The following is a 23,916-nucleotide window of genomic DNA, read 5'->3' as shown; positions in this document are numbered from 1 at the left end:
TCAGTATCCATTTTCGTTTGCCGGATTTCCGGGAGCGATTTTTTTCATGTTCAGATTGTTTGTTCATAGGCTTTTTGTCCATAAATGTAGGTGGCCTGAATATTACGCTCGTCACCCAGCGTCATCAGGGCAAATAGCGCATCTTCAATCGTTCTGGCCCGTTGCTGGCGCAATTGCTGTAAGGCGGTGGCTTTCAGGTTCAGCACCACAAAATCAGCTTCTTTGCCGACATTGAAATTTCCCAGCTGATCATCCAGCTGTAAGGCAGCAGCACCTCCTAAAGTAGCGTGGTAAAGCGATTCAAAGGCTGATAGTTGATTGCCCTGAAGTTGTTGCACCTTGTAAGCCTCATTCAGAGTCTGTAACTGGCAGAAGGAAGTTCCGGCACCAATATCTGTGCCCAGCCCGACCCTGACCTGTTTTTCCCAGCTTTTGCTTAATGGAAATAAACCGCTGCCCAGGAACAGATTTGAGGTGGGACAAAAGGCAATTGCAGAGTTTGTCTTGTGCATACAGTCCCATTCGGCATCTTCCAGATGTACACAATGGGCAAAGACAGAACGTTCACCGGTCAGACCATAGTGGTGGTAAACATCCAGATAGTTGCTCCGTTCCGGAAATAACTCTCTGACCCAGGCAATTTCATTTTTATTTTCACTTAAATGGGTATGTACATAGACCCCTGGAAATTCAGCTTTTAACTGTCCTGCCCTGGCCAGTTGTTCAGGTGTGGAGGTGGGGGCAAAGCGTGGGGTAATGGCATACAGATTCCGACCCTTTCCATGCCATTTTTCAATCAGTTGCCTGGAGTCCTGATATGCGCTCTCTGCGGTATCACACAGCGCATCCGGTGCATGGCGGTCCATCATGACTTTCCCGGCAATTAAACGCATCTGGTACTGTGCTGCGGCTTCAAATAATGCATCGACCGACTGCGGATGTACGGTACAGAACACCATTGCAGTGGTGGTTCCATTTTTCAGTAATTCATGGACAAAGAATGCTGCAATCTGGTCTGCATAGGCCTTGTCCTCAAACTGCATTTCCGTGGGAAAGGTATAGTTATTCAGCCATTGCAGTAATTGCTCGCCATAAGCGCCGATCATTTCGGTCTGTGGAAAATGAATATGCATATCAATAAAACCCGGTATAATCAGCTGATCCGGATAATGCTGCAGTTCACTGTGTCCGGAAAGCTGTGCCTGACCGTCCTGCCAGGCACCGAACCATTTGATTTTGCCCTGTTCGGTAATCAGTAAACCATCTTCAATATAACGCACCTGCTCAGCAATGTCTGATGGCTGAGAAACGATATTCTGGATGTCCAGGAAGCGGCCACGAATGGCAGTTGAAGGGATGGAAATAGACATAAAAAACCTGCAGATGATACTTTTTTCAGTTGATTGTACCTGATCTGGATCAATCGCTCATGATTTTATGAAAAATTGCTCAGGATGAAGCTACACATCTCTGATTTTTGCAGGATCAGAAGGTAATCCTCCCTAAAATAAAAAAGCCTTTTATCTAAAAGGCTTTTTTACCATGGATCAGTTTATTCCAGTGATGGCTGTTGTGTTTTTTTCGCATGACGAACGGATAACCATGCAGTGATGGCCAGTACAATGACAATAAAGCTCAGTGAAATCCATACAGGCATATGAAAAACATCCAGCATCAGCATTTTGAAACCGATGAACAACAGGATAATTCCCAGGCCATAGGGCAGATAATGCATTTTTGATGCTGCGCCAGACAGTAGGAAAAACATTGCCCTTAAACCGAGAATGGCCATCAGATTTGCGGTGAGCACAATAAACGGATCACTGGTGACTGCAAAGATGGCAGGAATGGAATCCACGGCGAAAATTACGTCAGATGCTTCAACCAATATCAGAACCAGCAACAGCGGTGTGGCCCATAATGCTCCATTCTGACGGATCAGGAACTTATTGCCCTGTAACTGTGGGGTGATACGCATATGTTTGCGTAACCATTTCAGTAGAGCCATTTCTTCGATATTGCTGTCGCCTTCGTCCTGCCCTTTTAAGAATTTAAATCCGGTATAGACCAGAAAAGCACCGAAAATATACAGAATCCAGGAAAACTCCTGGACGAACCAGGCACCGATAAAAATAAAGATGGTCCGTAATATAATTGCACCAAGGACGCCATACAGCAGAATCTGACGCTGCAATGCCGGCGGAATGGCAAATGCTGCAAAAATCATCAGCCATACAAACACATTATCAATGGCCAGTGATTTTTCCAGCAGATAGCCTGCAATATATTCCATGGTTTTCTGGTTGGCGATGGCCACGCCGGCAGTTTGCTGGATATACAGCCACAGACCGCCTGCAAAGAGCATAGCTACTGAAACCCAGGCAATACTCCACCAGGCCGCTGTTTTAATTTTAACCTGCTGGCCTTCCTTTTGTTTAAAGCCCAGAAAGTCGATGATGAGCATGATCGTGACAATCATAAAGAATGCCAGATAAAGCCAGATATTGCCGATTGATTCCATAAAATCTCCAGATCTGGCAATCAGGCATAAAAAAACCTTGACCTGTCGCCAGATGAATTAAACATCTGTATCAACATGATCAAGGTCTTGCCTGCATCACCCTGTAGAGGACTATGCCCAGATACCGACTTTTTGCAAAGTGTAATGACGATAATCTGACACATCACTGATTTAAACTCACGTATGGTGTGATTCAGCACAGTGATGTCTGGAGGAGGCTACTCCCCTTGTTCAACGAAATTTTGATATGGAATGACCCATATGGCCTGATTATGGCATGTTTTTGCTCAATGTGCAATAAAAGCAGCCTGCAGACATGGTCTGGAGTGGCTGATTTTTGTCACAAAATAATTTAAAAAAGTAATGACCTGTTTCAGGCTTTACTATAGGGTAAGTGCTCTCAGCATAGCCGGATGAAAAAATGGTTTCCTGGTTATTTATTGGATTGGTTGCCAGTATCTTATTGACACCGGGACCGACAAATACACTATTGGCATCATCCGGTGTACATGCAGGTTTCAGAAAATCAATATTACTGATTCCCGCAGAAGCCTTTGGTTACCTGATTGCCATTACCTTCTGGGGAATACTGGTAGACCGGATTTCAATTTTTGCACCGGCTCTACCTCCGTTATTGAAGTTGTGCAGTGCGGCCTATATTTTTTATCTGGCACTGAAACTATGGAAGGCCTCTTTTGAAGACAGTGCTTCACTTGCGCTGGACATGATCAGGAAAAGAGAGTTATTTGTGGCAACTTTGCTGAATCCCAAGGGGATTTTATTTGCCACAGCCATATTTCCACCCATCGCCTGGGCGGACAGTTACTTATATATTTCCCATATGCTGAGTTTTTTACTGTTGTTGATTCCCATCGGGTTTTTCTGGATTTATATGGGTGATTTTTTAAATTCAGGCAAAATCAAATGGCTGAATCAACGTAATTTACAGCGGACAGCAACGGTCATATTGATTATTTTCTGTGTACCGATCAGTTACTCTGCATTACAGGGGCTGATGCGCTTATAGAATGTATTTTCCACGGTATGAATGTTCTGTAAAGGGTCCTGACAAGAAAACGCAATAGAGTCAGATTATCATTTATGCCATGCTTGTTCAGTTTAGATCGCGAGGAGATAGAAGAATGCTGGAAATTAAACATAAGGATGATTCAAAAAAAGGTGAGTTCTATATCGGCGAAGACGGCTATCATCTGGCTGAAATGGCCTATACATGGGCCGGTGATAATATGCTGATTATTGACCATACCATTGTCAGTGATGAATTGCGTGGTCAGGGTGTTGGCAATAAATTGCTGGCTCGGGTGGTTGAAATGGCCCGTGAAAAAAATATCAAAGTGATTCCCCTGTGCCCTTTTTCAAAATCAGTTTTTGATAAGGATTCATCCATCCGTGATGTTCTGAAAACCTGATCGCGGGTTGAATAAAGCTGAAACAGGTCAATGAATATGCAATTTCAACATCGGAATAATGCACAGAATGGTGAGTTTTTCCTGGACAATGAACAGGGAAAGCGGATTGCTGAGATCAGCTACCGGTGGCGTGATCAACATCAGATCATCGCGGATCATACCTGGGTGGATGATGCTTTGCGTGGTCAGGGGATTGCCCGTCAGTTACTGGATGAACTGGTACAGTTTTCCCGTGAAAATAATTTAAAAATTGTACCGGCCTGTTCCTACGTGGCATCTGTATTTCAGCAGGATCCGAGCCTGGCGGATGTGGCTGCTTAAACGAACAGGTTCAAGCCAGAAAAAAGCATTAAATGTTGTATGGCGCCATTCAAAAAACACACAAATACTGTGGGTTTTTATTTGAAAATCAGTGTGTTTCCCTTTTATTTTGCTTTCAGGGCAGTCAGTAATTTCTGATGTAAGCCACCAAAACCGCCATTGGACATAATCACCACCGCATCGCCCTCACCTGCCTGGCTGACCACAGTCTGAATAATCTCATCCAGTGAATGGGCGATCACAGCATGGTTGGCTGCGGTATCGATCACGGGTTGTAAGTCCCAGTCCAGTCCTTCAGGCTGATACCAGATTACTTCGTCGGCCAGTCGTGCGGAGTGTGCCAGTCCTTCTTTATGGCTGCCCATGCGCATGGTGTTGGAGCGTGGTTCAATAACGGCCCATAGTTTACGTTCACCGAGTCGCTTTCTGGCGCCGTCCAGCGTGGTTTCAATCGCTGTAGGATGATGGGCAAAGTCATCATAGATTTCAATGCCATGAACGGTATCCAGCAGTTCCATCCGGCGTTTGACACCGCCAAAACTGGATAATGCTGCACAGGCCTGTTCAATGGAAACGCCGACATGTTCAGCGGCAGCAATGGTCGCCAGTGCATTGGCAACACTGTGCTGTCCGGTCATATTCCATTGTACTTCACCTTTGACCACGCCGTGTTGCAGCACTTTAAAATGTGAACCATCGGTAAGCAGCTGTTCGGCATACACTTCAGCCCGGTCATTGGCCTGCAGAGAGGTACGGACCACCGGAGTCCAGCTGCCCATGTCCAGCACTTCGTCAATATGGGTTTCATGAATGGGCGCGATAATACGGCCTTCACCGGGAATGGTGCGCACCAGGTGATGGAATTGTTTCTGAATGGCAGCCAGATCCTCAAAAATATCGGCATGGTCAAATTCAAGGTTATTTAAAATGGCTGTTTTCGGGTGATAATGAACAAATTTGGAACGTTTGTCGAAAAATGCAGAATCATATTCATCTGCTTCCACACAGAAGTATTTTCCACCGCCTAAACGGGCGCTTTCACTGAAACCAAGAGGCACACCGCCAATCAGAAAACCGGGATTTAAACCGGCCTGATCGAGCACCCAGGCCAGCATGGTAGTGGTGGTGGTTTTACCATGTGTACCGGCAACCCCCAGCACATGTTTGCCCTGTAATACATAATCTGCCAGGAACTGTGGGCCGGAAATGTACGGTAAACCTTCGTTCAGCATGTATTCCACAGCATCAATACCACGTTTCATGCTATTTCCGACAATCACCAGGTCCGGATGCGGCTGTAAATGGCTGCGGTCATAGCCTTGCATCAGGCCAATGCCTGTATTTTCCAGCTGGGTTGACATGGGTGGATAAACGTTCTGATCTGAACCGGTCACCTGATGCCCCAGATCACGTGCCAGTAATGCCAGGGAACCCATGAAAGTGCCGCAAATACCCAAAATATGCAGATGCATATGTTCAACTCCACTGCTGTGCCAGACACACCACACCTGGTTGTGAGGTGTTTCATTATCGATTGAATTTGCAAGCAACGATAGCAAGGCGCTGAAGGAAAAGATAGTTTTTCTTGTATCAATTCATACGGGTCAGTCCGGCCGGCTGAATGTACTGTGGTCATGATGATCGGCCGTTAAACCATGCTGAAAATCACACGAAAAATTTCACTGATCCGCATGAATTCTGATGCATAATCCGTAAAATAGATGGACGTTATCAGGATGATTTCAGCCATGTCCCTCCCCCTGTTTTTGCTTTTGATCGCTAATTGTTTTATGACACTGGCCTGGTATGGTCATCTTAAATTCCTGCATGCTGCGCCGTTGTGGCAGGCCATTCTTTTCGGCTGGTTGATTGCCCTGCTCGAATACAGTTTTATGATTCCTGCAACGCGTTTGCTTGCCCAGCATGGCTGGTCACTGGGGCAAATGAAAATTACCCAGGAAGTGGTGACCTTACTGGTATTTGTACCGTTTATGATTTTCCTGTTTAAACAACCCTTTAAACTGGATTATTTATGGGCAGGTTTATGTCTGCTCGGTTGTGTGTATTTTGTTTTCCGCACGCATTAGCACTCTGCAATGGGTGTTTTTGAATGATTTTTCTAAAAAATAATGAAAAAAACGATGAATGAATCTATCAGATTTTGGCGGAATGAAAAATCAGTCTATAATAGCCGCCTTCTTCATATAAAGCCTGGGTCCGTTCAGGGTTTATAACCTCCTTTACTTCAGCTTCTGGAACATTAGCAATGAATGCGGCCTCAGCACAAGACGCTCAACCTCTGGTTGGAATTATTATGGGTTCCCAGTCGGATTGGGCGACCCTGGAAAATACTGCCAATATGCTGAAACAGCTTGGTGTTCCCTTTGAAGCGGAAGTGGTTTCTGCACACCGGACTCCGGACCGCTTGTTTGAATATGCTGAAACAGCACGTGAGCGCGGGATTCAGGTCATTATTGCCGGTGCTGGTGGTGCTGCACATCTGCCGGGAATGTGTGCCGCAAAAACTGATTTGCCGGTATTGGGGGTGCCTGTGAAATCTTCCATTTTAAATGGAGTTGATTCACTGCTGTCCATTGTGCAGATGCCGGCCGGGATTGCTGTGGGTACTCTGGCAATTGGTGCTGCCGGAGCAACCAATGCAGCGATTATGGCGGCACAGATTCTGGGGTTGACCCGTCCTGAAATTGCAAAAAATGTTGCAGCATTCCGGGCCGCACAAACAGAGAAAGTGGCAAGTAAAAATATTCCGGGTCAGACTTAAAACGGGACGCAGGTTATGGATAAAACCATCGGGATTTTTGGTGGCGGCCAGCTGGGCCGTATGATGGCACAGGCTGCTTTGCCCCTGAATATTCAATGTACATTCCTGGAGGAAACAACAGACTGTCCGTCTGCTGTGCTGGGGCCTGTTTTTCCGGCGGGTACGGAGCAGGGTTTACAGGATTTTATTGCCAGTGCAGAGGTTTTCAGCCTGGAGTTTGAAAACACGCCGCTTGCAGATGTTGATGTGCTCATTCGGGAGAAACTACTGTATCCACCGCGTCAGGCATTGGCCACAGCACAGAATCGACTGCTTGAAAAAAGCCTGTTTGATCAGCTGAGCATTCCAGTTGCGCCGTATAGAGCTGTTGATTCACTGGACAGTCTGCAACAGGCGGTTGCTGAACTGGGTCTGCCCATTGTGCTGAAAACAGCAACGGGCGGCTATGATGGCAAGGGACAGTTCGTGCTGCGTTCAGAAAGCCAGATCCAGCAAGCCTGGGCGGAGCTGGGCCCTGCCGGAAGCCTGGTTGCTGAAAGCTTTGTCAGTTTTACACGGGAAGTCTCGATTATTGCGGTACGTGATCAGCGCGGTGATGTCAGAACATGGCCATTGGCAGAGAACCATCATCATCATGGTATTTTATCGCACTCCATTGTCCCTGCGCCGGACAGTACAGATTTACAGCCGGTGGCACAGGATTATATTACCCGGTTGCTTGAGCATCTGAATTATGTCGGCGTACTGACGCTGGAGCTGTTTGTCACTGCAGATGGTTTATGTGCCAATGAGATGGCACCGCGGGTGCATAATTCAGGACACTGGTCCATTGAAGCTGCGGTATGTTCTCAGTTTGAAAACCATATTCGTGCCGTGGCCGGTTTACCGCTTGGTTCCACCGCAGTGATCCGCCCCACGGTAATGGTCAATATTATTGGCAGACATCCGAAGTCTGAAGATGTGCTGGCCTTAAATGGTGCACATCTGCATTTGTACAATAAGACTGAACGTGCCGGTCGTAAGCTCGGTCATATTACCCTAATGCCGGATGACAGCAGTGAATTAACCGGATTGTGCCGTCAGCTGGCAAAAATTCTGCCGGAACCATTGGCTTTGAGTGAAGCAATGGACATTCAGGCCATCTGATTTTTTAAATTCATCATTCACATGCATAAGCAGGCCGTTATGTCGCTGATGGATGGAAATGTGAATTTAAAATGAAGTCAAATTTTACGTTTTGACCCTGTCATTTTATTCTCAGGATGCTATGGTATTTATATACTTTAAATTTAAAACCATACTATTGTGAATATTATGCGTTACTTATCAGTAATTTCCGGATCTATTTTTCTTGTTATGGCTCAGGCCCATGCTGAGCTGATTATTAACGGCCAGAGTACGGTCAGTGATGCTTCAGCATCTTCCACGACGTTGACACCATCCGCTACGACTTCATCCATCAGTAGCACCGGATTTACACCCCGTTCAGATTTTCAGGGCTGCCTGGCTGGTCTGCGTTCACAGGCCATCGCATCCGGTGTCAGTGGTGAGACGTATGATCGCTATACCCGGAACCTGAGTCCGGATTATTCAGTGATTGATAAACTGAACTATCAACCTGAATTTTCAACGCCGATCTGGGATTATCTGTCCGGTCTGGTGGATGAAGAACGTGTGCAGAAGGGCCGGCAGATGCTGAATCAGCACAGTGCAGTATTAAACCGGGTGGCGGCAGCCTATGGCGTGCCGGCTGAAACCGTGGTTGCAGTGTGGGGCGTGGAAAGTAATTTTGGTGATATTTCAGGCAAATACCCATTGTTGCAGGCACTGGGAACACTCAGCTGTGAAGGGCGCCGTCAGAGTTATTTCCGCGGCGAGTTTTTTGCCACCATGCGTATTTTGCAGCGTGGTGATTTACGTGAAGAACAGTTAAAAGGTTCATGGGCAGGGGCGTTTGGTCATACGCAGTTCATGCCATCCACCTATGAAGAACTGGCGGTGGACTTCGATGGAGATGGCCGTCGTGATCTGGTGTCCAGTACAGCCGATGCATTGGCATCCACCGCAAATTTTCTGAAAAAACGCGGTTGGCAAACCGGTATGCCGTGGGGCTTTGAAGTCAAAGTCCCTGAAGGAATGTCCATTGGCAGCGAAGGTCGGCGCAACAAAAAATCCTTAAACAGCTGGAAAAACCGTGGCGTGGTCCGTGCAGATGGTACTCCGCTGGTTCAGGGCAATTTATCTGACAGCAGTCAGGCAGGACTGATGTCTCCGGCAGGGGCAACCGGTCCACAATTTCTGGTGTTTAAAAACTTTGATGCAATTTACAGTTATAATGCTGCGGAAAGCTACGCGCTGGCCATTGCGCATTTATCGGATCGTTTGCAGGGCAAAGGAGCGTTCAGCAAGGCATGGCCGACTGATGATGCCGGAACTTCCCGGGCAGAACGCCGGGAAATTCAGAATTATTTATTGAAAAAAGGCTATCCGATTGGTGACGCCGATGGGCTGATTGGAGATAAAACACGTCAGGCTATCCGCCAGGAACAGAACCGATTGGGGCTGAGTCCAAACGGGCGGGCAGGGCAACAGATTTTACAGGCTTTCCGTAACGAAAGTGCCCGACAGGCGATGCAGTAAATTCAGAAATTTTTTCAGCAAAAACAGGGTTGATCCATTATTCAAGGGAAGGTGGATCAAGCTTGACGGCTTCCAGCAGATCCCAGATCACGGCACTGACGTCCTGACTTAAATCACGGTCATTAAAAATTTCATAAGCGCTGATGGTGACATCGGTATCGCTGGGCAGCTGTTTTTGTTCTTCTTCAATTAAATGCTGAATGGGCAGTAAGGTCTGTTTGATCACCAGATGCAGAATGTCTGCAAACTCAATATTTTCATCTTCCAGTTCAATCACCTGTTCGTTGAAAAAAGGCAGTAAAATGGAATGGAGATATGGCTGAAGCTCAGTAATATCAAAGATTTCGATATCCCGTGACTGCTCGATTGTGCTGATACGGTCGTTGACTTCAAGAATAATATGATAATAACTCACCATGATCTCCTGACGTATGATGTATGGATTCAGATTCACCATAACACGGATGTTGCTGTAAACAGAGTAAAATCTCAGTTAACGATGGTGCAGCAGCTCCAGGTCGGCCTCGGTTAATCGGAAATTCTGTATATCCTGATCCTTCATGACAGGGTACATCAACGCATGTGGATCATGATTATGTGCAAGGCCCAGTGCATGACCCAGTTCATGGGCGATGGTCAGACGCAGGTCGTCATGCGAATCAAATTCATAAATATTGATTTGTTTGCCGTTAAAAATGCCTTTGTCAAACTGGCGGGGCTGGAAGCGGGTATTGAACTGATCAATGGACTGATTGAATTGCTGATTGACCGTGTTCAGGGAATCCACCTGGCGGTTCAGTTGCTGCACCTGTCCATTAAAAAAATCAATCTGCTGTTGTAATGCATATTGCTCCTGATGCAGTTGCTGTTTTTGCAGGTTGAGCTGTTGCAGCACGGCATCGGTAAATTGTTGCTGAGACTGATTAATGGTGGCCACAACCTGATTATATTGCTCAATTTTATCCTGATAACCGGTTTGTCGCAGATCCAGTTCATGTTTTGCCTGTATCAGCTGCTGTTGCAGCTGTTTTACCTTTTGTTGTTCTGAGTCGGCATATTGCCGGGTATGTTCCAGGATTCTGATTTCATGTTTCCGGGCGGAAGATTCTGCCTGACGTTCATCGTAAATTAAATTAATGCTTAAACGGGCATCCGGGTCATAAACAAACAGACTTTGCATGGCACCTTGCTGCCATATATCCGCGGCCTGCTGAGCAAGCAATTGCAACTGCGGTTCGGAAATATTAAATCGTGGGTCGACTTCGCCAATCCGATAGCGCAGACGGCTATCCAGTGGATGCTGAATCTGATCCATGACAGTGTTATGTTTCAGTTGAGGGTGCAGTGTGCGCTGCAGGGCAAAATAGCCTGCCAGTAATACCAGCACCAGAATAAGCCATACACGCATTGTATTTGATTAAACCCGTTATGATGATCAGTGATTTACTTGAAGATGCTGGTGTCTAGGCTGAATTTCCTGCAAATAATGGTTGATACAACGAAGGGATCACCAGAATGGTCAGTAGAATCCCGGAACAGACAAAAGCCAGATTTTCGAAAATGGCAGCATAGCTGGACATATAGGACCAGTGCATGGAGGGTAGAAAGTAAATTAAAAATGCCGGAAAAAATGTATAAATATAGGCCTTTCTTGCCCATTCCCTGCGCTGGAACAAGCCAATACTGATGGCTAAAATAATGAAAACAGAGATGGCGATAATGAAAAGTTCCCAGGTGTACGGCACTTTGTAAAGCTGTTCATCAATCTGCTGTAACTCAGGTGCGGCACTGAATAAATCGATGCTGGTTGCAATCAGGGGCAGAATAAACTGGGCCGCAACCAGGCTATGGAAAATGGGTAATGAAATGTCATGCGTGTTTTTCACGGCAGTCTTCAGCCCTTTACTGAAATGGTATGATATTAAATTTATAGCATAAAAAAACCGCGCTTTCGCACGGTCTTTTTCAGTTCAGACAACAAATTATTTTTTGTCATCCTTCACTTCAGTGAATTCAGCATCAACAACGCCATCATCGGCTTTTTGCTGCTGGCCTGCATCACCGCCCTGGAATGCATTCGGGTCAAAACCTTCTGCACCACCTGCCGCACCCTGTGCCTGTTCATAGGCACGCTGGGTAATTGGCATCAGGATGTTCTGCAACGCTTCCGTTTTTGCCTTGATTGCATCCAGATCATTGTCCTTGGTTGCAGTTTCAAGTTCAGAAACGGCTGCGTCAACAGCAGTTTTTTCGTCGGCAGTCACCTGTTCACCCAGATCCTTCACGGCTTTCTGAGCGCTGGAAATCAGGGCATCTGCTTCATTACGTGCTTTGGCCAGCTCCTCAAACTTACGGTCTTCTTCAGCATTGGCTTCGGCATCCTTAATCATGGCTTCGATTTCAGCATCAGACAGACCTGAGTTTGCCTTAATCTGGATCGATTGCTCTTTACCGGTGCTCTTGTCCTTCGCAGAGACTTTCAGAATACCATCGGCATTAATGTCGAATGATACTTCAATCTGAGGTACACCGCGTGGCGCAGGAGGAATGTCACCCAGCTGGAAGTTACCCAGCAATTTGTTTTGCTGTGCCATTTTCCGCTCGCCCTGGAAAACAGAAATGTCCACCGCCGGCTGATTGTCTGCTGCTGTAGAGAACACCTGGGATTTCTTTGCAGGAATCGTGGTGTTTTTCTCAATAATTGCAGTCAACACGCCGCCCATGGTTTCAATTCCCAGCGTCAGCGGGGTAACGTCCAGCAGCAGCACATCAGTTTTGTCACCGGACAATACCGCACCCTGAATTGCAGCACCAATGGCCACCGCTTCATCCGGGTTGACGTCTTTACGCGGTTCCTTACCAAAGAATTCCTGCACCTTCTGCTGAACCATCGGCATACGGGACTGACCACCGACCAGAATTACGTCAGAGATGTCAGAGGTTGAAAGACCGGCATCCTTCAGCGCAATTTTGCAGGGTTCAATGGTACGGGCAACCAGATCAGCCACCAGTCCTTCAAGTTTTGAACGGGTTACATTCATCACCAGGTGTTTAGGGCCACTTGCATCAGCTGTGATGTATGGCAGATTAATTTCAGTTGAAGTCGATGAAGACAGCTCAATTTTTGCTTTTTCAGCAGCTTCCTTCAGACGCTGTAATGCCAGTGGATCCTGTTTCAGGTTGAAATTCTGTTCTTTTTTGAACTCTTCAACCAGATAGTCAATCAGCGCATTGTCAAAGTCTTCACCACCCAGGAAGGTATCACCATTGGTGGACAGCACCTCAATCTGCTGATCGCCATCCAGATCTGCAATTTCAATGATGGATACGTCAAATGTACCACCACCCAGATCGTAGACAGCTACTTTACGGTCGCCTTCTTTTTTATCCATGCCGAATGCAAGGGCAGCCGCAGTCGGTTCATTAATAATACGTTTGACATCCAGACCGGCAATCCTGCCTGCATCCTTGGTGGCCTGACGCTGAGCATCGTTAAAGTAGGCAGGAACCGTAATGACTGCTTCAGTCACGGTTTCGCCCAGGTAGTCTTCCGCAGTTTTCTTCATTTTTTTCAGAATTTCTGCAGACACCTGCTGTGGTGCAAGTTTTTTGTCGTTGACTTCGACCCATGCATCACCATTGTCGGCTTTGATGATTTTATAGGGTACCAGACCGATGTCTTTTTGTACCGCTGCGTCATCATAACGACGACCGATCAGACGCTTAATTGCGTACAGTGTATTTTTCGGGTTGGTTACTGCCTGACGTTTTGCAGACTGACCCACCAGAATTTCACTGTCCTTATAGGCAATGATGGACGGTGTGGTACGCGCACCTTCAGCGTTTTCGATTACTTTAACCTTATCGCCTTCGAGTACAGCAACACATGAGTTGGTTGTACCTAAGTCAATACCAATAATTTTAGCCATTGATCTGTTCCTTAAAAATTTTTGTGCAATCATTGATGCTTGATATCGGATATGAGAGCCTTTCCAGATTTTTCAAGTAAATTTCAGGAAAATATTTTCAGGCCACTTCAGATTCCTGATAAATGGGTTTATTGACCCACCATAACCATTGCCGGGCGGAGTAAGCGGCCATTCAGGGTATAACCCTTCTGTAATACCGTACCGATTTCATTGGTACCGACGGTGGGATCGATACCGACAGCCTGATGCAAATCTGCATTAAAGCCCTGATCGGTCGCGGCAACCACCACACCGAATTTTTCCAGCGTTGTAAGCAATGATTTTAATGTCAGCCTGACGCCTTCCAATACGGGAGTCTCTTCATCACCGGCTGCCTGAATGGCACGTTCCAGATTGTCGACGGAGTCGAGGAGTTCCTTCGCAAACTTTTCAATGACGGTCTCTTTGTGTTTTTCTGATTCCCGCTGGATTCGTTCAACACTTTTCTGTGCCTCGTAGACAGCATTTGCAGTACGGGCTTTTTCAAGCTTCAGGCTTTCTTCCAGTTTTTCGATTCTGGTCTGTAAATCTTCAGCACTCAGCTCAGGTTGTTCTGTTTCAGTCTGAATCTGCTCATTGTGTTGTTCGGTCTGTTCCTGTTGAAGGTCCTGAGCCTGCCCGTTTTGCTCATTAGCCATTGATGATCTCCGTTTAAATGGGTTTTTAAACATGTGCAGTCCTTTTCGGCGCCAGTGCAGTGCTAACTGAGTTAATGCTGAACTGCCATGATTGCTTATTCATTGATATGAATGAAGTGCGGGCAGCCGGTCAGAATTCAAGTTTTTAATCGTATTATTTAAAATAATTCAGACTTATGAATGTGCCGGGACTGTTTTATGGTATCTGTTCAGTCAGTGGTCGGGCAGGGGGACTTACAATGTAAGTTTGATCGGCGTTTGTATTGCAGTCGTTTATCTGAAACAGCACAATTGATATGAAAAAAATTGCTGAACGGCACATGCATGGACAATAAAAGCATATATAACAATGTGTTAAATTTAAGTTGCTGGAATGGAAGAGGATTTATCACAGATTTAAGAAAAATTGCAGAAGCTGTACCGGATACTGTTAAAACTCTAACCAAGAATACACGCAGCGATTGGAAAAAAAGGGAATCATAGGCCACACAGTGTCAGATACAGACGCTGTAAATATTGAAGAAGGAATCGTTTTATGAAGAAACTAAATTTAATGGCACTGGTATTGGCTGGTGCATCTTTTGCTGTGGTCGGATGTGCATCAAAACAGACGGCTGAAACGCCGGAAACTGCTCAGGCGACTCAGCAGATGGGTAGCAGCACAAGTCCGAGTGGTACCGCAGTTCAGGCAGATCCGACACTACAGCAGGCAGATCCTGTACAGGCAAGCCCGGATGATATGGGCTCTGCACCTTCTACTGCACAGTAAGCTGCAATTAATGACGGGAATATGCTGAAAAAATTTTAAAAATTCTTTCTGCATGAAAAGAATAGACAGTAGGTCGGATGCCTCTACTGTCTATTTTTGCATTCAGGGTGAATGTATGGCCAATGATATGCAAAGCCACGGCATGCTTTCAGGGAGTGATGGTCAATAGCCAGGCAGGCTGCGGATATAGTAAAAAGTTGTACAGTCGGATTTGTAGATTGAATATGGATACTGGTTTTGTACTACTGCTGATATGATGGGTAGCAGCTGTTTTTTATGAATTTGACGGGCTGGCCCTGCCTGACTGCTGAATCAGCGGATCTGATTCAGACAGACATTAAAAAGGCCTGGAGGACGATCAGGCCGTTGCTTTCAGTTGCGATAGATCAGTTTCTGTATCTCTGAAAGTCTCTGCGATTTTCCCGGTTTTTATTGCGGTAATCATGACGGCGACTGTCATGACCACGCCATTGGTAGGTGCTACGATCCCTGTTGTTGCTCCAGCTTTGCTGGTTGCGCTGTTGCTGACGCCATTGCCATGTACGCTGGCGGTTTTCCCACATCTGTTTCCGGGCATTTTCACGTCGCGCCTGCTCCAGTTGCTGGCGCTGGCGATACATTTCCTGCTGAAGCCGTTCCTGTTCAAAGCGATTGCGTTGCATGCGGTATGCACGTTCTCTTTCCCAGCGGACCCGATCATAACGGGCATCATAATAGCGCAGATGATCATTGCCATAGTAACGGTACTCACGGACCCCGCTGTAATAGGGACCATCGTCCGGGAAAGCCACACATCCCACAGTCAGAAATGCAGTCGTCAGCAGAATCAACAGGGCTCTGATTGTCATTGTGCTCTCCTCGGTTTGCAATGCAGGAACAGAAATCATCAGAACGCCTGTTCAGCAGATGGACAGTGACAAGTTATAGGCAGGGTAGCATGTAGAATTTTTGTATTTGTATATTGATCAGATGACTTATATAAGAATATAGTCACAAAGATGTCTAATCATGTAGAAAATATGAATAAAGTGGCAAAGCACCAGGAGCAGGGCATGGCAAATCACAATCTCGAAAAGGTGGTGGAAAAGGGGCAGGGCATCGTTATCCGTGCTGTGGACAGATTGCCGGCTTTTGCTCAGGAAGCGATGGTTAAAGCGCTGGGCTATCCTTATCACTACCCCCGGCTCGACAGCTTTATTAAATGGCTCATGGCGGCACAGTACAAGCAGGGAATCTCCGGTTTTATCGGTCCTGATATTGCGCTTAGCCGGCAGCAGTTTGAAGCGCAGGCGCAATCACTCATTATGAAGCCAACAGCTGTACGGCAGATCCGGGATATTCGTTTGCCTTTACAGAGCGGTACGATTGCAGCACGTCATTATCATCCGGCACCGGGCAGGAAGCTTCCCATGCTGGTTTATTATCATGGCGGCGGTTTTGTGACGGGCAGTATAAATTCCTACGATGAAGTCTGCCGGATGCTTGCAGTCCATGCCCGGGTTCAGGTATTGAGCATTGAATATCCACTGGCGCCGGAAGTCAGTCCACAGCAGTTAATGCAGTCCTGTGAAGATGCACTGGCATGGGTATTTCAGAACAGTCGTAATTTTAAGATTCTGAAAAACAGAGTTGCCATTTCCGGTGACAGTGCCGGTGGTAATATCAGTGCAGTACTGGCACAGCGCACAGTCAATGCCACTTATGCACCGGATGTACAGTTGTTGCTTTATCCGACCACTGATTTCAAAAGTCGCCATCCGTCTTTTTATGCCTATAAGGATGGCCTGGTGTTAACCGGTACAGATATTGACTATGTACTGAGCTATTATGCAGATCGCTATCATGTTGCACATGATGATCCGATTCTTTCGCCGACCTATGGGCATTTGCATAAACTGCCGCCGGCTTATATTGTCACAGCAGGGCACGATGTATTGCATGATGAAGGCGAGATCTATGCGCATAAGCTGCGTCAGCAGGGCATCAGGGTGATTTATCGTAATGTTGAAGATCAGACGCATGGTTTTTTCAATTTCGCACCAATTTCCAGAAGAACGAAAAAGCATGTGATTGAAATCTGCAGGGATTTCAGGAAATTCTGGGATAAAAGCTATTAACAGCGTGCTGTTACAATGAGTCAGGACAGGTGTTTCACGTGGAACACCTGTTTTTTGTGAAATGAATGGATGAAAACGGTGACATACTTTCAGATGTGAAGAATGTGGACAATATAAATTTTAAGGGGAATACCCATGTTGAATCGAAATGGGCTGGGCATTGTATTCTGTGCAGTGGCCATCAGTCTGAGCAATGCTGCACTGGCCAGTACCAGTATGCAGATTAAAACCTCAATGGGAAATATAGAGCTTGAACTTTATGATGATCAGGCTCCGGCGTCGGTAAACAACTTTAAACAATATGTTAAAAGTAATTTTTATGCAGGGACAATTTTTCATCGGGTCATTCCCGGGTTTATGATTCAGGGCGGCGGTTTTGACAGCAATATGAATCAGAAACCGGTGCAGGCCGCCATCAAGAATGAAGCCGGCAATGGTCTGAAAAATACCCGGGGTACGCTGGCAATGGCACGAACCAATAACCCGGACTCTGCAACCAGTCAGTTTTTTATTAATGTTGCAGACAATGCCTTTTTAAACAAATCTCCGGGCAACGCAGGTTATGCCGTGTTTGGGAAGGTGACCAAAGGGATGGATGTGATCGATAAAATTGCTGCTGCGCCAACGGCAAGCCAGGGCATGTATCAGGACGTGCCCAGACAGCAGATCAAAATTCTGGGAATTCAGAACATCAGTAGTAAGACAAAAAAATAAATCCAGGGATTGCATTATCGGGGAACATTCTGTTTCCTGATGATTCAGGATACTGGGGGGCATTGTATAATTGGCTGTTTTAGTCCTGTTACCGAAATACATTTCTTTCAGGTCGAATCCGGGTGCATGATGGAAGAGCGAAAAATGCTTATATCATCAGATGTCTCAGAACATAAAAATGAGGGAGATTATGGCGGCTATCACAACATCGGCATCCAGTGTACTGGAGTTTCCTTTATATGTTGCCGGAAAAGCGGTAAAAACCGGACAATGGCTTGAAGTACGGCATAAATATAGTGGTGAGGTTTATGCAAAAGTGGCGCTGGCGGATGCCGCGGTATTGGAAAAGGCGATTGCCTCGGCCGTGAAGGCTGAACAGGCAATGGCGGCATTAAAACCCTTCCAGAAGCAGCAGATCCTTTTGCACTGTGTCCGGCGCTTTAAGGAAACACGGGAAGAGTTGATCCAGCTGCTGATTATTGAAGGCGGTAAGCCCAGGATTGCTGCCAGTGCAGAAGTTGAGCGGCTGATTAATACCTTTCAGCTTGCGGCAGACGCAGTAACCCAGGTGGATGATGGACGGATCATGCCGCTGGCTGTCACACCGGCCGCAGCTGCATATCGGGGCATGGTCAGACATGTGCCGATTGGTGCAGTGTCCTTAATCAGCCCTTTTAATTTTCCGCTGAATTTAACAGCACATAAAATTGCGCCGGCCATTGCCGCAGGGTGCCCATTTGTACTGAAACCGGCAAGCTTAACCCCCATTTCAGCCCTGAAAATTGCTGAAATCCTCGCAGAAACCGAATTGCCGAAGGGTGCATTTTCAGTTTTACCCTGCCCCCGGCAACAGGCCGATATCCTGGTCACCGATGACCGTTTTAAATTACTCAGTTTCACCGGTTCAGACATGGTCGGCTGGGACATGAAAAATCGGGCAGGGCGTAAGAAAGTCACGCTGGAACTGGGGGGCAATGCCGCGGTGATGATTGAACCGGATACGGAAATCAGCGATGCGCTGATTGACCGTTTAATCACCGGTGCCTATGGTCAGGCCGGTCAGGTCTGCATCAGTGTCCAGCGCATACTGGCACATGCCGATATTTATACCGAATTAAAGAAAAAACTGGTGGCAAAACTCAAAAAAATCAAAGCGGGGGATCCGGCTGTTGAACAGACCATTGTTGGACCGATGATTAAGGAAAATGAAGCCCTGCGTTTGAAAAAATGGATGGATAAGGCTGTGAAGAAAGGGGCAAAAGTACTGACCGGCGGTGATTTGGATGGCGTGTTATTTGAGCCGACTTTACTGGAAGGCGTTGATGAATCTCTTGAAATTTATCAGAATGAAGCATTTGGTCCGGTTGCAATCCTGGAAAAATACAAAGACTTTGAAAAGGGCATTGCCACCATTAATGCCAGCCGTTTTGGACTACAGGCCGGGGTATATACCCAGAATCTGACGAAAATGCTGTATGCCTGGGACCATCTGCATGTCGGCGGTGTCATTATTAATGATATTCCGACATTCCGGGTTGACAATATGCCCTATGGTGGTGTCAGGGATTCGGGGCTGGGACGTGAAGGGGTCCAGTATGCCATACGGGATATGCAGGAAGAGCGTCTGCTGGTGATCCGGCAGTAACTGGTATCCGTGATCCGGTGCAAGGCAGCTGATGCCTTGCACCGGGATTTTATGCAAATGGGTAAAAAAATAACCAAAAGGATGGAAAACCACGTCCGTCATTATAGAAATTACAGAAAAAATCATTAAAAACGGGTATTGTTCGGGTATTAAAACAGCATTTTACGCCCGGTGTCTTTTAAGCAAAGCTCAGCCGTTGATGCTGGTTTGCAATTTGGACCAGGTGCCCACAAGGTACCGCCCTGATTCAGACAACCAATTTTTCTGGTACTTTTTTGCTTGCGATACCACAATGAAAATAAGCAGCATTGAAAGATGCCAATGGATTCAGGTGTATTTATGACGGATATTCGTGAAAACTGGTCGGCACGATCAGGGTTTATCATTGCGGCAATTGGTTCTGCTGTTGGTCTGGGAAATATCTGGCGTTTCCCCTACGTTGCCTATGAAAATGGGGGCGGCGCTTTTTTAATTCCTTATCTGATTGCGCTTTTGACTGCTGGCTTACCGCTGCTGTTCCTGGACTATGCGGTCGGGCATCGCAGTACCGGTTCGCCCCCCAAAGCCTATAAACAACTGTGGAAACCGGCGGAGTCACTGGGCTGGTGGCAGGTTTGTGTCTGTATCATTATTGGTCTTTATTATGCAAGCGTCCTGACCTGGGCAGGCAACTATATTTACTTCTCCATTGGGCAGGTATGGGGTGCTGACCCTGAAGGCTTTTTCTTTAAAACCTATCTGCAGACTACCGAAGCAAAAAACTTTGATATGACTTTTATCAGTCGTCTGTTCTGGCCACTGATTGGTGTCTGGCTGGCGGTACTGGCTATTTTGTATGGCGGTGTAAAAAAAGGTGTGGAGCTGTCCAATAAAATCTTTATGCCTTTACTGATTGTACTGTTTACCATTCTGGTGATTCAGGCGGTACGTTTACCCGGTGCTGTGGAAGGTTTAAATGCCTTTTTCACACCGAACTGGTCTGCCATGATGGACTATAAAGTCTGGCTGGCGGCCTATGGCCATATCTTCTTCAGTCTGTCTGTCGGTTTTGGAATCATGGTGACCTATGCTTCCTACCTCAAACCAAAAACCAATCTGACTGGTTCCGGTCTGATTGTAGGCCTGGCCAACTCATCATTTGAGTTACTGGCGGGAATTGGCGTGTTTGCTGCACTGGGCTTTATGGCGCATGCTGCAGGAAAACCGGTCGACGAAGTGGTCAGTGGGGGGATTGGTCTGGCCTTTATTGCCTTCCCTAAACTGATTTCAAGCCTGGGCGCAGGTGCAGACTTTTTTGGAATTCTGTTCTTTACCTCCCTGTTTGTTGCCGGTATTACCTCAATGGTCAGTATTCTTGAAGTGCCGATTGCAGCCTTGCAGGACAAGTTAAAATGGGGCCGGACCAAAGCAGTCAGCGTCGTCGGCGGAGGTACAGGAATCGTATCAATTTTCCTGTTCTCGACCACCAACGCCATTAAACTGGTCGATATTATTGACCACTTTATCAACAACCTGGGCATTGTTTCCGGGGCACTGATTTCCATTATCATGGTGTCATGGTTCAGACGCAGTCTGATGACTGAACTTGAAATGCACATTAATCATGTTTCAACAGTAAAACTGGGGAAAACCTGGGAATTTACGCTCACAGTTGTGACTCCTGTGGTTTTATTGTCAACACTCTTACTGGCGCTCAATTCATTGATCCAGAAGGGTTATGAAGGGTATTCCACCGATTTGCTGCTGTGCTTTGGCTGGGGCAGCATTATCTTCTGTATGCTGGGCGCATTGTTAATGTCCAGAATTCATGACCGATAGGAGTATAAATTCATGAATACGTCTGCCATTGTGATCATGATTATTTCAATGCTGTTTTTATGGGGAGGGTTGCTCATGGCAATCCTGCATTTGATGAAGCATCCTGAAGAGCAGGATCATTAACGTCTGATATAGCATTGTTATATCTGACTTGTACCCGTGGCAGGGATGCCACGGGCTGGACTGATGCCGGGTTCTTATAGCACAGTCCAGCCAATGGTTCGGGTTGGTTTTGCCAGAACAAAAGTAACTACATGCCTTTACATTTTTTATGACTTGATTTTCTGAATACGACAATAATAAAAACCATCGCCATAGCCGGTTTCGGGCAGCAGCTGACGACCGTGTATTTGTGTCAGCCCCCAGTCGGCTTCAATCTTCACTTCACGGGCATCTGCATGTTCAGCAAAAAAATGGACCATCTGCTGTTCATTTTCCGCCTTGAGGATGGAGCAGGTGATATACAGCAATGTCCCGCCGATCTTTAACTGTTGCCACATATTGTTCAGAATCTGTTTTTGCAGTGCAATGGTTTGCGCAATATCTGTGGACTGACGCAATAAACGGATATCCGGGTGGCGGCGGATGACACCGATTGCCGAGCATGGTGCATCCAGTACAATGCAGTCAGCAGGTTGTTTTGCCTGCCATGTGGTTGCATCTGCTGTAACCAGTCTGACCTGTTCACGCTGCAGCAATAAACGCTCCAGATTTTCAGCTACACGGCTCAGACGTTTACCGTCCTGGTCAATGGCAAGCAATTGCTGTGGATGATATTTCTCCAGCAGATGAGCCGTTTTACCTCCGGGCGCAGCGCAGGCATCAATAACGATTTTATCATTCAGCTCAGGCAGTAGCTGGGCACAAAGCTGTGCATGCTCATCCTGAACCGAGAAACCACCTGCAGCAAACCCCGGCAGAGACGGAATATGTGCATGCTGAGCCAGCGTGATGCCGACCGGGGACAATTCACAGGCATATGCTTCAATGCCTGCATCATCCAGGATCTCCAGGTATTCTTCACGGCTGACCTGAGTCTGATTCACTCTCAGGGTCAATGGGGCAGTCTGCTTAAGTTCATGGCTTAAGGCGTCGAAATGTTCAGGCCAGTCTTTTTTCAGGCGTTTGGCCAGCCAGCTGGGCAGGCCATGTGCTGCATCAAGTGCAGTGTTGAATTCAGACGTTTCACGTGAAACACGACGCAGAATGGCATTCACTACTCCGCTGAGCGCCGCAAAGCCGAGTTGTTTTACCGCAGTGACTGTCTCTGAAATGGCTGCATGTGCCGGGATCCGGGTACATAGTATCTGATACAGCCCCAGATAAAGACAGCTTTCCACCATTTCATTATTTAAGGGTTTCACCAGCAGCGGGAGTGTAATTGACTTTAAGCTGTACCATTGCCTGAGTGTGCCAAGGATTAATTCATGAAAAAGTGCCCGATCACGTTCCATGACCTGATCAAGTTGCTGATGCAGAATAGCAGCCAGTGACTGACCCTGCTGGACATTCACCAGGGTCCGCACGACCTGGGCACGCAGGTTAAGTTGTTTATTTGAAAAACCGGACTGGGTGGGCTGACTCATAGCAGAATTTGACCTGGGGCTAATTTGTGACTCTGTAAAATCTGTGTGGCGTTTAATGGCTTACCGCCGGGCCACTGCAGACTGGTAAGGCAAATCACTGTCTGGTCAGCACAGGCAACATGAACCCCCTGTTTGTTAATACTGACAATTTCTCCAGCAACGGCATGGTCTGCTTTCTGCGAAGAAAGGTTGCTATTCCAGACCCGTAAATTACTGGTTTCGTTCATGAGGGTAAAGGCAACAGGCCAGGGGTTAAAGGCCCGGATGGTCCGGTCAAGTTCAGTGGCGGAGCGTGACCAGTCAATTTTTGCCTCTGCTTTGGAAAGTTTATGGGCATAGACGGTCAGGGCTTCATTCTGAACTTCACGACTGGCCAGATAATGCTCTAAGCTGGCTTCTGTTTCCAGTACCGTACAGATTGCTTCGGCACCCTGATGGGCCAGTTTGTCGTGCAGACTTGCTGAGCTATCTTCAGCCGTGATGGGACAGTGGGTTTTATACAGCATATCCCCGGTATCCAGCCCGGCTGCCATTTTCATGATGGTTACACCGGTTATTGCATCGCCGGTGGCAATTGCCCGCTGGATCGGAGCGGCACCACGCCAGCGTGGCAACAGTGAAGCATGAATGTTCAGACAACCATATACCGGCGTGTCCAGTACAGTCTGAGGTAAAATTAATCCGTAGGCAGCCACCACCATGACATCTGCATTCAATGCTGCCAGCTGTTGCTGAGCGGCCAGGCCTTCCTCTGTGGATGCTTTAAAATGTAATGGCTGGTAGACCGGTAGCTGATATTGCAGTGCCAGTTGTTTCACAGCAGATGCAGTCAGTTTCTGGCCACGCCCGGCTTTACGGTCAGGCTGGGTATAGACTGCGACAATTTCATGGGGGGTGTTCAGCAGTGCAGCCAGCGCACTTGCTGCAAACTCAGGCGTACCGGCAAAGATAATTTTCAAACTCAGAC

Annotated in this window: 24 protein-coding genes; 13 read left to right on the top strand and 11 right to left on the bottom strand. The window is 46.9% G+C overall.

Annotated elements, in window-relative coordinates:
• Positions 1–50 precede the first annotated feature (50 nt).
• Complete coding sequence (guaD, locus tag ACT6PV_RS14490; protein WP_445116969.1) at positions 51–1,370, bottom strand: guanine deaminase; 1,320 nt, start codon at positions 1,368–1,370, stop codon at positions 51–53.
• Between the two features lie 182 nt (positions 1,371–1,552).
• Positions 1,553–2,521, bottom strand: a complete 969-nt coding sequence (locus ACT6PV_RS14485) for a TerC family protein (protein ID WP_445116968.1) — start codon at positions 2,519–2,521, stop codon at positions 1,553–1,555.
• 421 nt (positions 2,522–2,942) lie between these two features.
• On the opposite strand from ACT6PV_RS14485, the gene ACT6PV_RS14480 reads away from it, so the two are divergent.
• From ACT6PV_RS14480 to ACT6PV_RS14470, 3 genes are all read left to right on the top strand, one after another.
• Positions 2,943–3,548, top strand: a complete 606-nt coding sequence (locus ACT6PV_RS14480) for a LysE family translocator (protein ID WP_445116967.1) — start codon at positions 2,943–2,945, stop codon at positions 3,546–3,548.
• Positions 3,549–3,663: 115 nt separating this feature from the next.
• Positions 3,664–3,951 carry a GNAT family N-acetyltransferase gene (locus ACT6PV_RS14475; protein ID WP_445116966.1) on the top strand — a complete coding sequence of 96 codons (288 nt, stop codon included), beginning with the start codon at positions 3,664–3,666 and terminating at the stop codon, positions 3,949–3,951.
• 36 nt (positions 3,952–3,987) lie between these two features.
• The gene (locus ACT6PV_RS14470) at positions 3,988–4,272 is read left to right on the top strand and encodes a GNAT family N-acetyltransferase (protein WP_445116965.1); all 285 of its coding nucleotides are present in this window, start codon (positions 3,988–3,990) and stop codon (positions 4,270–4,272) included.
• A gap of 104 nt (positions 4,273–4,376) precedes the next feature.
• Here ACT6PV_RS14470 and mpl read toward each other — a convergent pair whose 3' ends face one another.
• Positions 4,377–5,744 (bottom strand): UDP-N-acetylmuramate:L-alanyl-gamma-D-glutamyl-meso-diaminopimelate ligase, encoded by a 1,368-nt coding sequence (gene mpl, locus ACT6PV_RS14465; protein WP_445116964.1) that lies wholly within the window; start codon positions 5,742–5,744, stop codon positions 4,377–4,379.
• A gap of 276 nt (positions 5,745–6,020) precedes the next feature.
• On the opposite strand from mpl, the gene ACT6PV_RS14460 reads away from it, so the two are divergent.
• From ACT6PV_RS14460 to ACT6PV_RS14445, 4 genes are all read left to right on the top strand, one after another.
• Positions 6,021–6,359 (top strand): DMT family protein, encoded by a 339-nt coding sequence (locus ACT6PV_RS14460; RefSeq protein ID WP_445116963.1) that lies wholly within the window; start codon positions 6,021–6,023, stop codon positions 6,357–6,359.
• A gap of 179 nt (positions 6,360–6,538) precedes the next feature.
• A complete protein-coding gene (purE, locus tag ACT6PV_RS14455) occupies positions 6,539–7,054 on the top strand; it encodes a 5-(carboxyamino)imidazole ribonucleotide mutase (RefSeq protein WP_445116962.1) in 516 nt (171 codons plus the stop codon).
• A 15-nt stretch (positions 7,055–7,069) separates the two neighbouring features.
• Complete coding sequence (locus tag ACT6PV_RS14450; protein ID WP_445116961.1) at positions 7,070–8,200, top strand: 5-(carboxyamino)imidazole ribonucleotide synthase; 1,131 nt, start codon at positions 7,070–7,072, stop codon at positions 8,198–8,200.
• Positions 8,201–8,368: 168 nt separating this feature from the next.
• Positions 8,369–9,694 (top strand): lytic murein transglycosylase, encoded by a 1,326-nt coding sequence (locus ACT6PV_RS14445; RefSeq protein ID WP_445116960.1) that lies wholly within the window; start codon positions 8,369–8,371, stop codon positions 9,692–9,694.
• Positions 9,695–9,731: 37 nt separating this feature from the next.
• Here ACT6PV_RS14445 and ACT6PV_RS14440 read toward each other — a convergent pair whose 3' ends face one another.
• The 5 genes from ACT6PV_RS14440 to grpE form a co-directional block, all read right to left on the bottom strand.
• A complete protein-coding gene (locus ACT6PV_RS14440) occupies positions 9,732–10,151 on the bottom strand; it encodes a hypothetical protein (protein ID WP_445116959.1) in 420 nt (139 codons plus the stop codon).
• 36 nt (positions 10,152–10,187) lie between these two features.
• Positions 10,188–11,102, bottom strand: coding sequence for a matrixin family metalloprotease (locus ACT6PV_RS14435; RefSeq protein WP_445116958.1), 915 nt, complete (start codon positions 11,100–11,102; stop codon positions 10,188–10,190).
• A gap of 55 nt (positions 11,103–11,157) precedes the next feature.
• Entirely contained in the window at positions 11,158–11,580 is a 423-nt protein-coding gene (locus ACT6PV_RS14430; RefSeq protein ID WP_445116957.1) for a hypothetical protein, read from the bottom strand.
• 96 nt (positions 11,581–11,676) lie between these two features.
• Entirely contained in the window at positions 11,677–13,623 is a 1,947-nt protein-coding gene (gene dnaK / locus ACT6PV_RS14425; RefSeq protein ID WP_445116956.1) for a molecular chaperone DnaK, read from the bottom strand.
• Between the two features lie 128 nt (positions 13,624–13,751).
• Positions 13,752–14,300: a nucleotide exchange factor GrpE gene (grpE, locus tag ACT6PV_RS14420; protein ID WP_445116955.1), complete on the bottom strand. Its 549-nt coding sequence runs from the start codon at positions 14,298–14,300 to the stop codon at positions 13,752–13,754.
• Positions 14,301–14,835: 535 nt separating this feature from the next.
• Here grpE and ACT6PV_RS14415 point away from each other — a divergent pair.
• Positions 14,836–15,069, top strand: a complete 234-nt coding sequence (locus tag ACT6PV_RS14415) for a hypothetical protein (protein ID WP_445116954.1) — start codon at positions 14,836–14,838, stop codon at positions 15,067–15,069.
• A 386-nt stretch (positions 15,070–15,455) separates the two neighbouring features.
• On the opposite strand, the gene ACT6PV_RS14410 is transcribed toward ACT6PV_RS14415, so the two are convergent.
• Positions 15,456–15,917 carry a hypothetical protein gene (locus tag ACT6PV_RS14410; protein ID WP_445116953.1) on the bottom strand — a complete coding sequence of 154 codons (462 nt, stop codon included), beginning with the start codon at positions 15,915–15,917 and terminating at the stop codon, positions 15,456–15,458.
• Between the two features lie 204 nt (positions 15,918–16,121).
• On the opposite strand from ACT6PV_RS14410, the gene ACT6PV_RS14405 reads away from it, so the two are divergent.
• The 5 genes from ACT6PV_RS14405 (at position 16,122) to ACT6PV_RS14385 (ending at position 21,486) form a co-directional block, all read left to right on the top strand.
• Positions 16,122–17,186: an alpha/beta hydrolase gene (locus ACT6PV_RS14405; protein WP_445116952.1), complete on the top strand. Its 1,065-nt coding sequence runs from the start codon at positions 16,122–16,124 to the stop codon at positions 17,184–17,186.
• A gap of 135 nt (positions 17,187–17,321) precedes the next feature.
• Positions 17,322–17,900 carry a peptidylprolyl isomerase gene (locus ACT6PV_RS14400; protein WP_445116951.1) on the top strand — a complete coding sequence of 193 codons (579 nt, stop codon included), beginning with the start codon at positions 17,322–17,324 and terminating at the stop codon, positions 17,898–17,900.
• Positions 17,901–18,090: 190 nt separating this feature from the next.
• Positions 18,091–19,545 (top strand): aldehyde dehydrogenase family protein, encoded by a 1,455-nt coding sequence (locus tag ACT6PV_RS14395; protein ID WP_445116950.1) that lies wholly within the window; start codon positions 18,091–18,093, stop codon positions 19,543–19,545.
• Between the two features lie 339 nt (positions 19,546–19,884).
• Positions 19,885–21,363 (top strand): sodium-dependent transporter, encoded by a 1,479-nt coding sequence (locus tag ACT6PV_RS14390; protein WP_445117134.1) that lies wholly within the window; start codon positions 19,885–19,887, stop codon positions 21,361–21,363.
• A 12-nt stretch (positions 21,364–21,375) separates the two neighbouring features.
• Positions 21,376–21,486 (top strand): methionine/alanine import family NSS transporter small subunit, encoded by a 111-nt coding sequence (locus ACT6PV_RS14385; protein WP_445116949.1) that lies wholly within the window; start codon positions 21,376–21,378, stop codon positions 21,484–21,486.
• A 146-nt stretch (positions 21,487–21,632) separates the two neighbouring features.
• Here the strand turns inward: ACT6PV_RS14385 and rsmB are convergent, their stop codons facing one another.
• Positions 21,633–22,949, bottom strand: a complete 1,317-nt coding sequence (gene rsmB, locus ACT6PV_RS14380; RefSeq protein WP_445116948.1) for a 16S rRNA (cytosine(967)-C(5))-methyltransferase RsmB — start codon at positions 22,947–22,949, stop codon at positions 21,633–21,635.
• A complete protein-coding gene (fmt, locus tag ACT6PV_RS14375; protein WP_445116947.1) occupies positions 22,946–23,908 on the bottom strand; it encodes a methionyl-tRNA formyltransferase in 963 nt (320 codons plus the stop codon). Before fmt ends, rsmB begins: the two co-directional genes overlap by 4 nt.
• Between the last annotated feature and the right edge of the window lie 8 nt (positions 23,909–23,916).

The sequence above is a fragment of the Acinetobacter sp. WZC-1 genome (assembly GCF_052544965.1).
This window is presented reverse-complemented; position numbering and strand designations above follow the sequence as displayed.

Coding starts and splice junctions, on each gene's coding strand:
- ACT6PV_RS14435 (WP_445116958.1), bottom strand. CDS start 11,102: ATGCGTGTATGGCTTATTCTGGTGCTGGTATTACTGGCAGGCTATTTT.
- ACT6PV_RS14405 (WP_445116952.1), top strand. CDS start 16,122: ATGGCAAATCACAATCTCGAAAAGGTGGTGGAAAAGGGGCAGGGCATC.
- mpl (WP_445116964.1), bottom strand. CDS start 5,744: ATGCATCTGCATATTTTGGGTATTTGCGGCACTTTCATGGGTTCCCTG.
- guaD (WP_445116969.1), bottom strand. CDS start 1,370: ATGTCTATTTCCATCCCTTCAACTGCCATTCGTGGCCGCTTCCTGGAC.
- ACT6PV_RS14390 (WP_445117134.1), top strand. CDS start 19,885: ATGACGGATATTCGTGAAAACTGGTCGGCACGATCAGGGTTTATCATT.
- ACT6PV_RS14410 (WP_445116953.1), bottom strand. CDS start 15,917: ATGACAATCAGAGCCCTGTTGATTCTGCTGACGACTGCATTTCTGACT.
- ACT6PV_RS14395 (WP_445116950.1), top strand. CDS start 18,091: ATGGCGGCTATCACAACATCGGCATCCAGTGTACTGGAGTTTCCTTTA.
- ACT6PV_RS14470 (WP_445116965.1), top strand. CDS start 3,988: ATGCAATTTCAACATCGGAATAATGCACAGAATGGTGAGTTTTTCCTG.
- ACT6PV_RS14450 (WP_445116961.1), top strand. CDS start 7,070: ATGGATAAAACCATCGGGATTTTTGGTGGCGGCCAGCTGGGCCGTATG.
- ACT6PV_RS14460 (WP_445116963.1), top strand. CDS start 6,021: ATGTCCCTCCCCCTGTTTTTGCTTTTGATCGCTAATTGTTTTATGACA.
- grpE (WP_445116955.1), bottom strand. CDS start 14,300: ATGGCTAATGAGCAAAACGGGCAGGCTCAGGACCTTCAACAGGAACAG.
- ACT6PV_RS14480 (WP_445116967.1), top strand. CDS start 2,943: ATGGTTTCCTGGTTATTTATTGGATTGGTTGCCAGTATCTTATTGACA.
- ACT6PV_RS14415 (WP_445116954.1), top strand. CDS start 14,836: ATGAAGAAACTAAATTTAATGGCACTGGTATTGGCTGGTGCATCTTTT.
- ACT6PV_RS14485 (WP_445116968.1), bottom strand. CDS start 2,521: ATGGAATCAATCGGCAATATCTGGCTTTATCTGGCATTCTTTATGATT.
- purE (WP_445116962.1), top strand. CDS start 6,539: ATGAATGCGGCCTCAGCACAAGACGCTCAACCTCTGGTTGGAATTATT.
- ACT6PV_RS14385 (WP_445116949.1), top strand. CDS start 21,376: ATGAATACGTCTGCCATTGTGATCATGATTATTTCAATGCTGTTTTTA.
- ACT6PV_RS14400 (WP_445116951.1), top strand. CDS start 17,322: ATGTTGAATCGAAATGGGCTGGGCATTGTATTCTGTGCAGTGGCCATC.
- rsmB (WP_445116948.1), bottom strand. CDS start 22,949: ATGAGTCAGCCCACCCAGTCCGGTTTTTCAAATAAACAACTTAACCTG.
- dnaK (WP_445116956.1), bottom strand. CDS start 13,623: ATGGCTAAAATTATTGGTATTGACTTAGGTACAACCAACTCATGTGTT.
- ACT6PV_RS14475 (WP_445116966.1), top strand. CDS start 3,664: ATGCTGGAAATTAAACATAAGGATGATTCAAAAAAAGGTGAGTTCTAT.
- ACT6PV_RS14440 (WP_445116959.1), bottom strand. CDS start 10,151: ATGGTGAATCTGAATCCATACATCATACGTCAGGAGATCATGGTGAGT.
- ACT6PV_RS14445 (WP_445116960.1), top strand. CDS start 8,369: ATGCGTTACTTATCAGTAATTTCCGGATCTATTTTTCTTGTTATGGCT.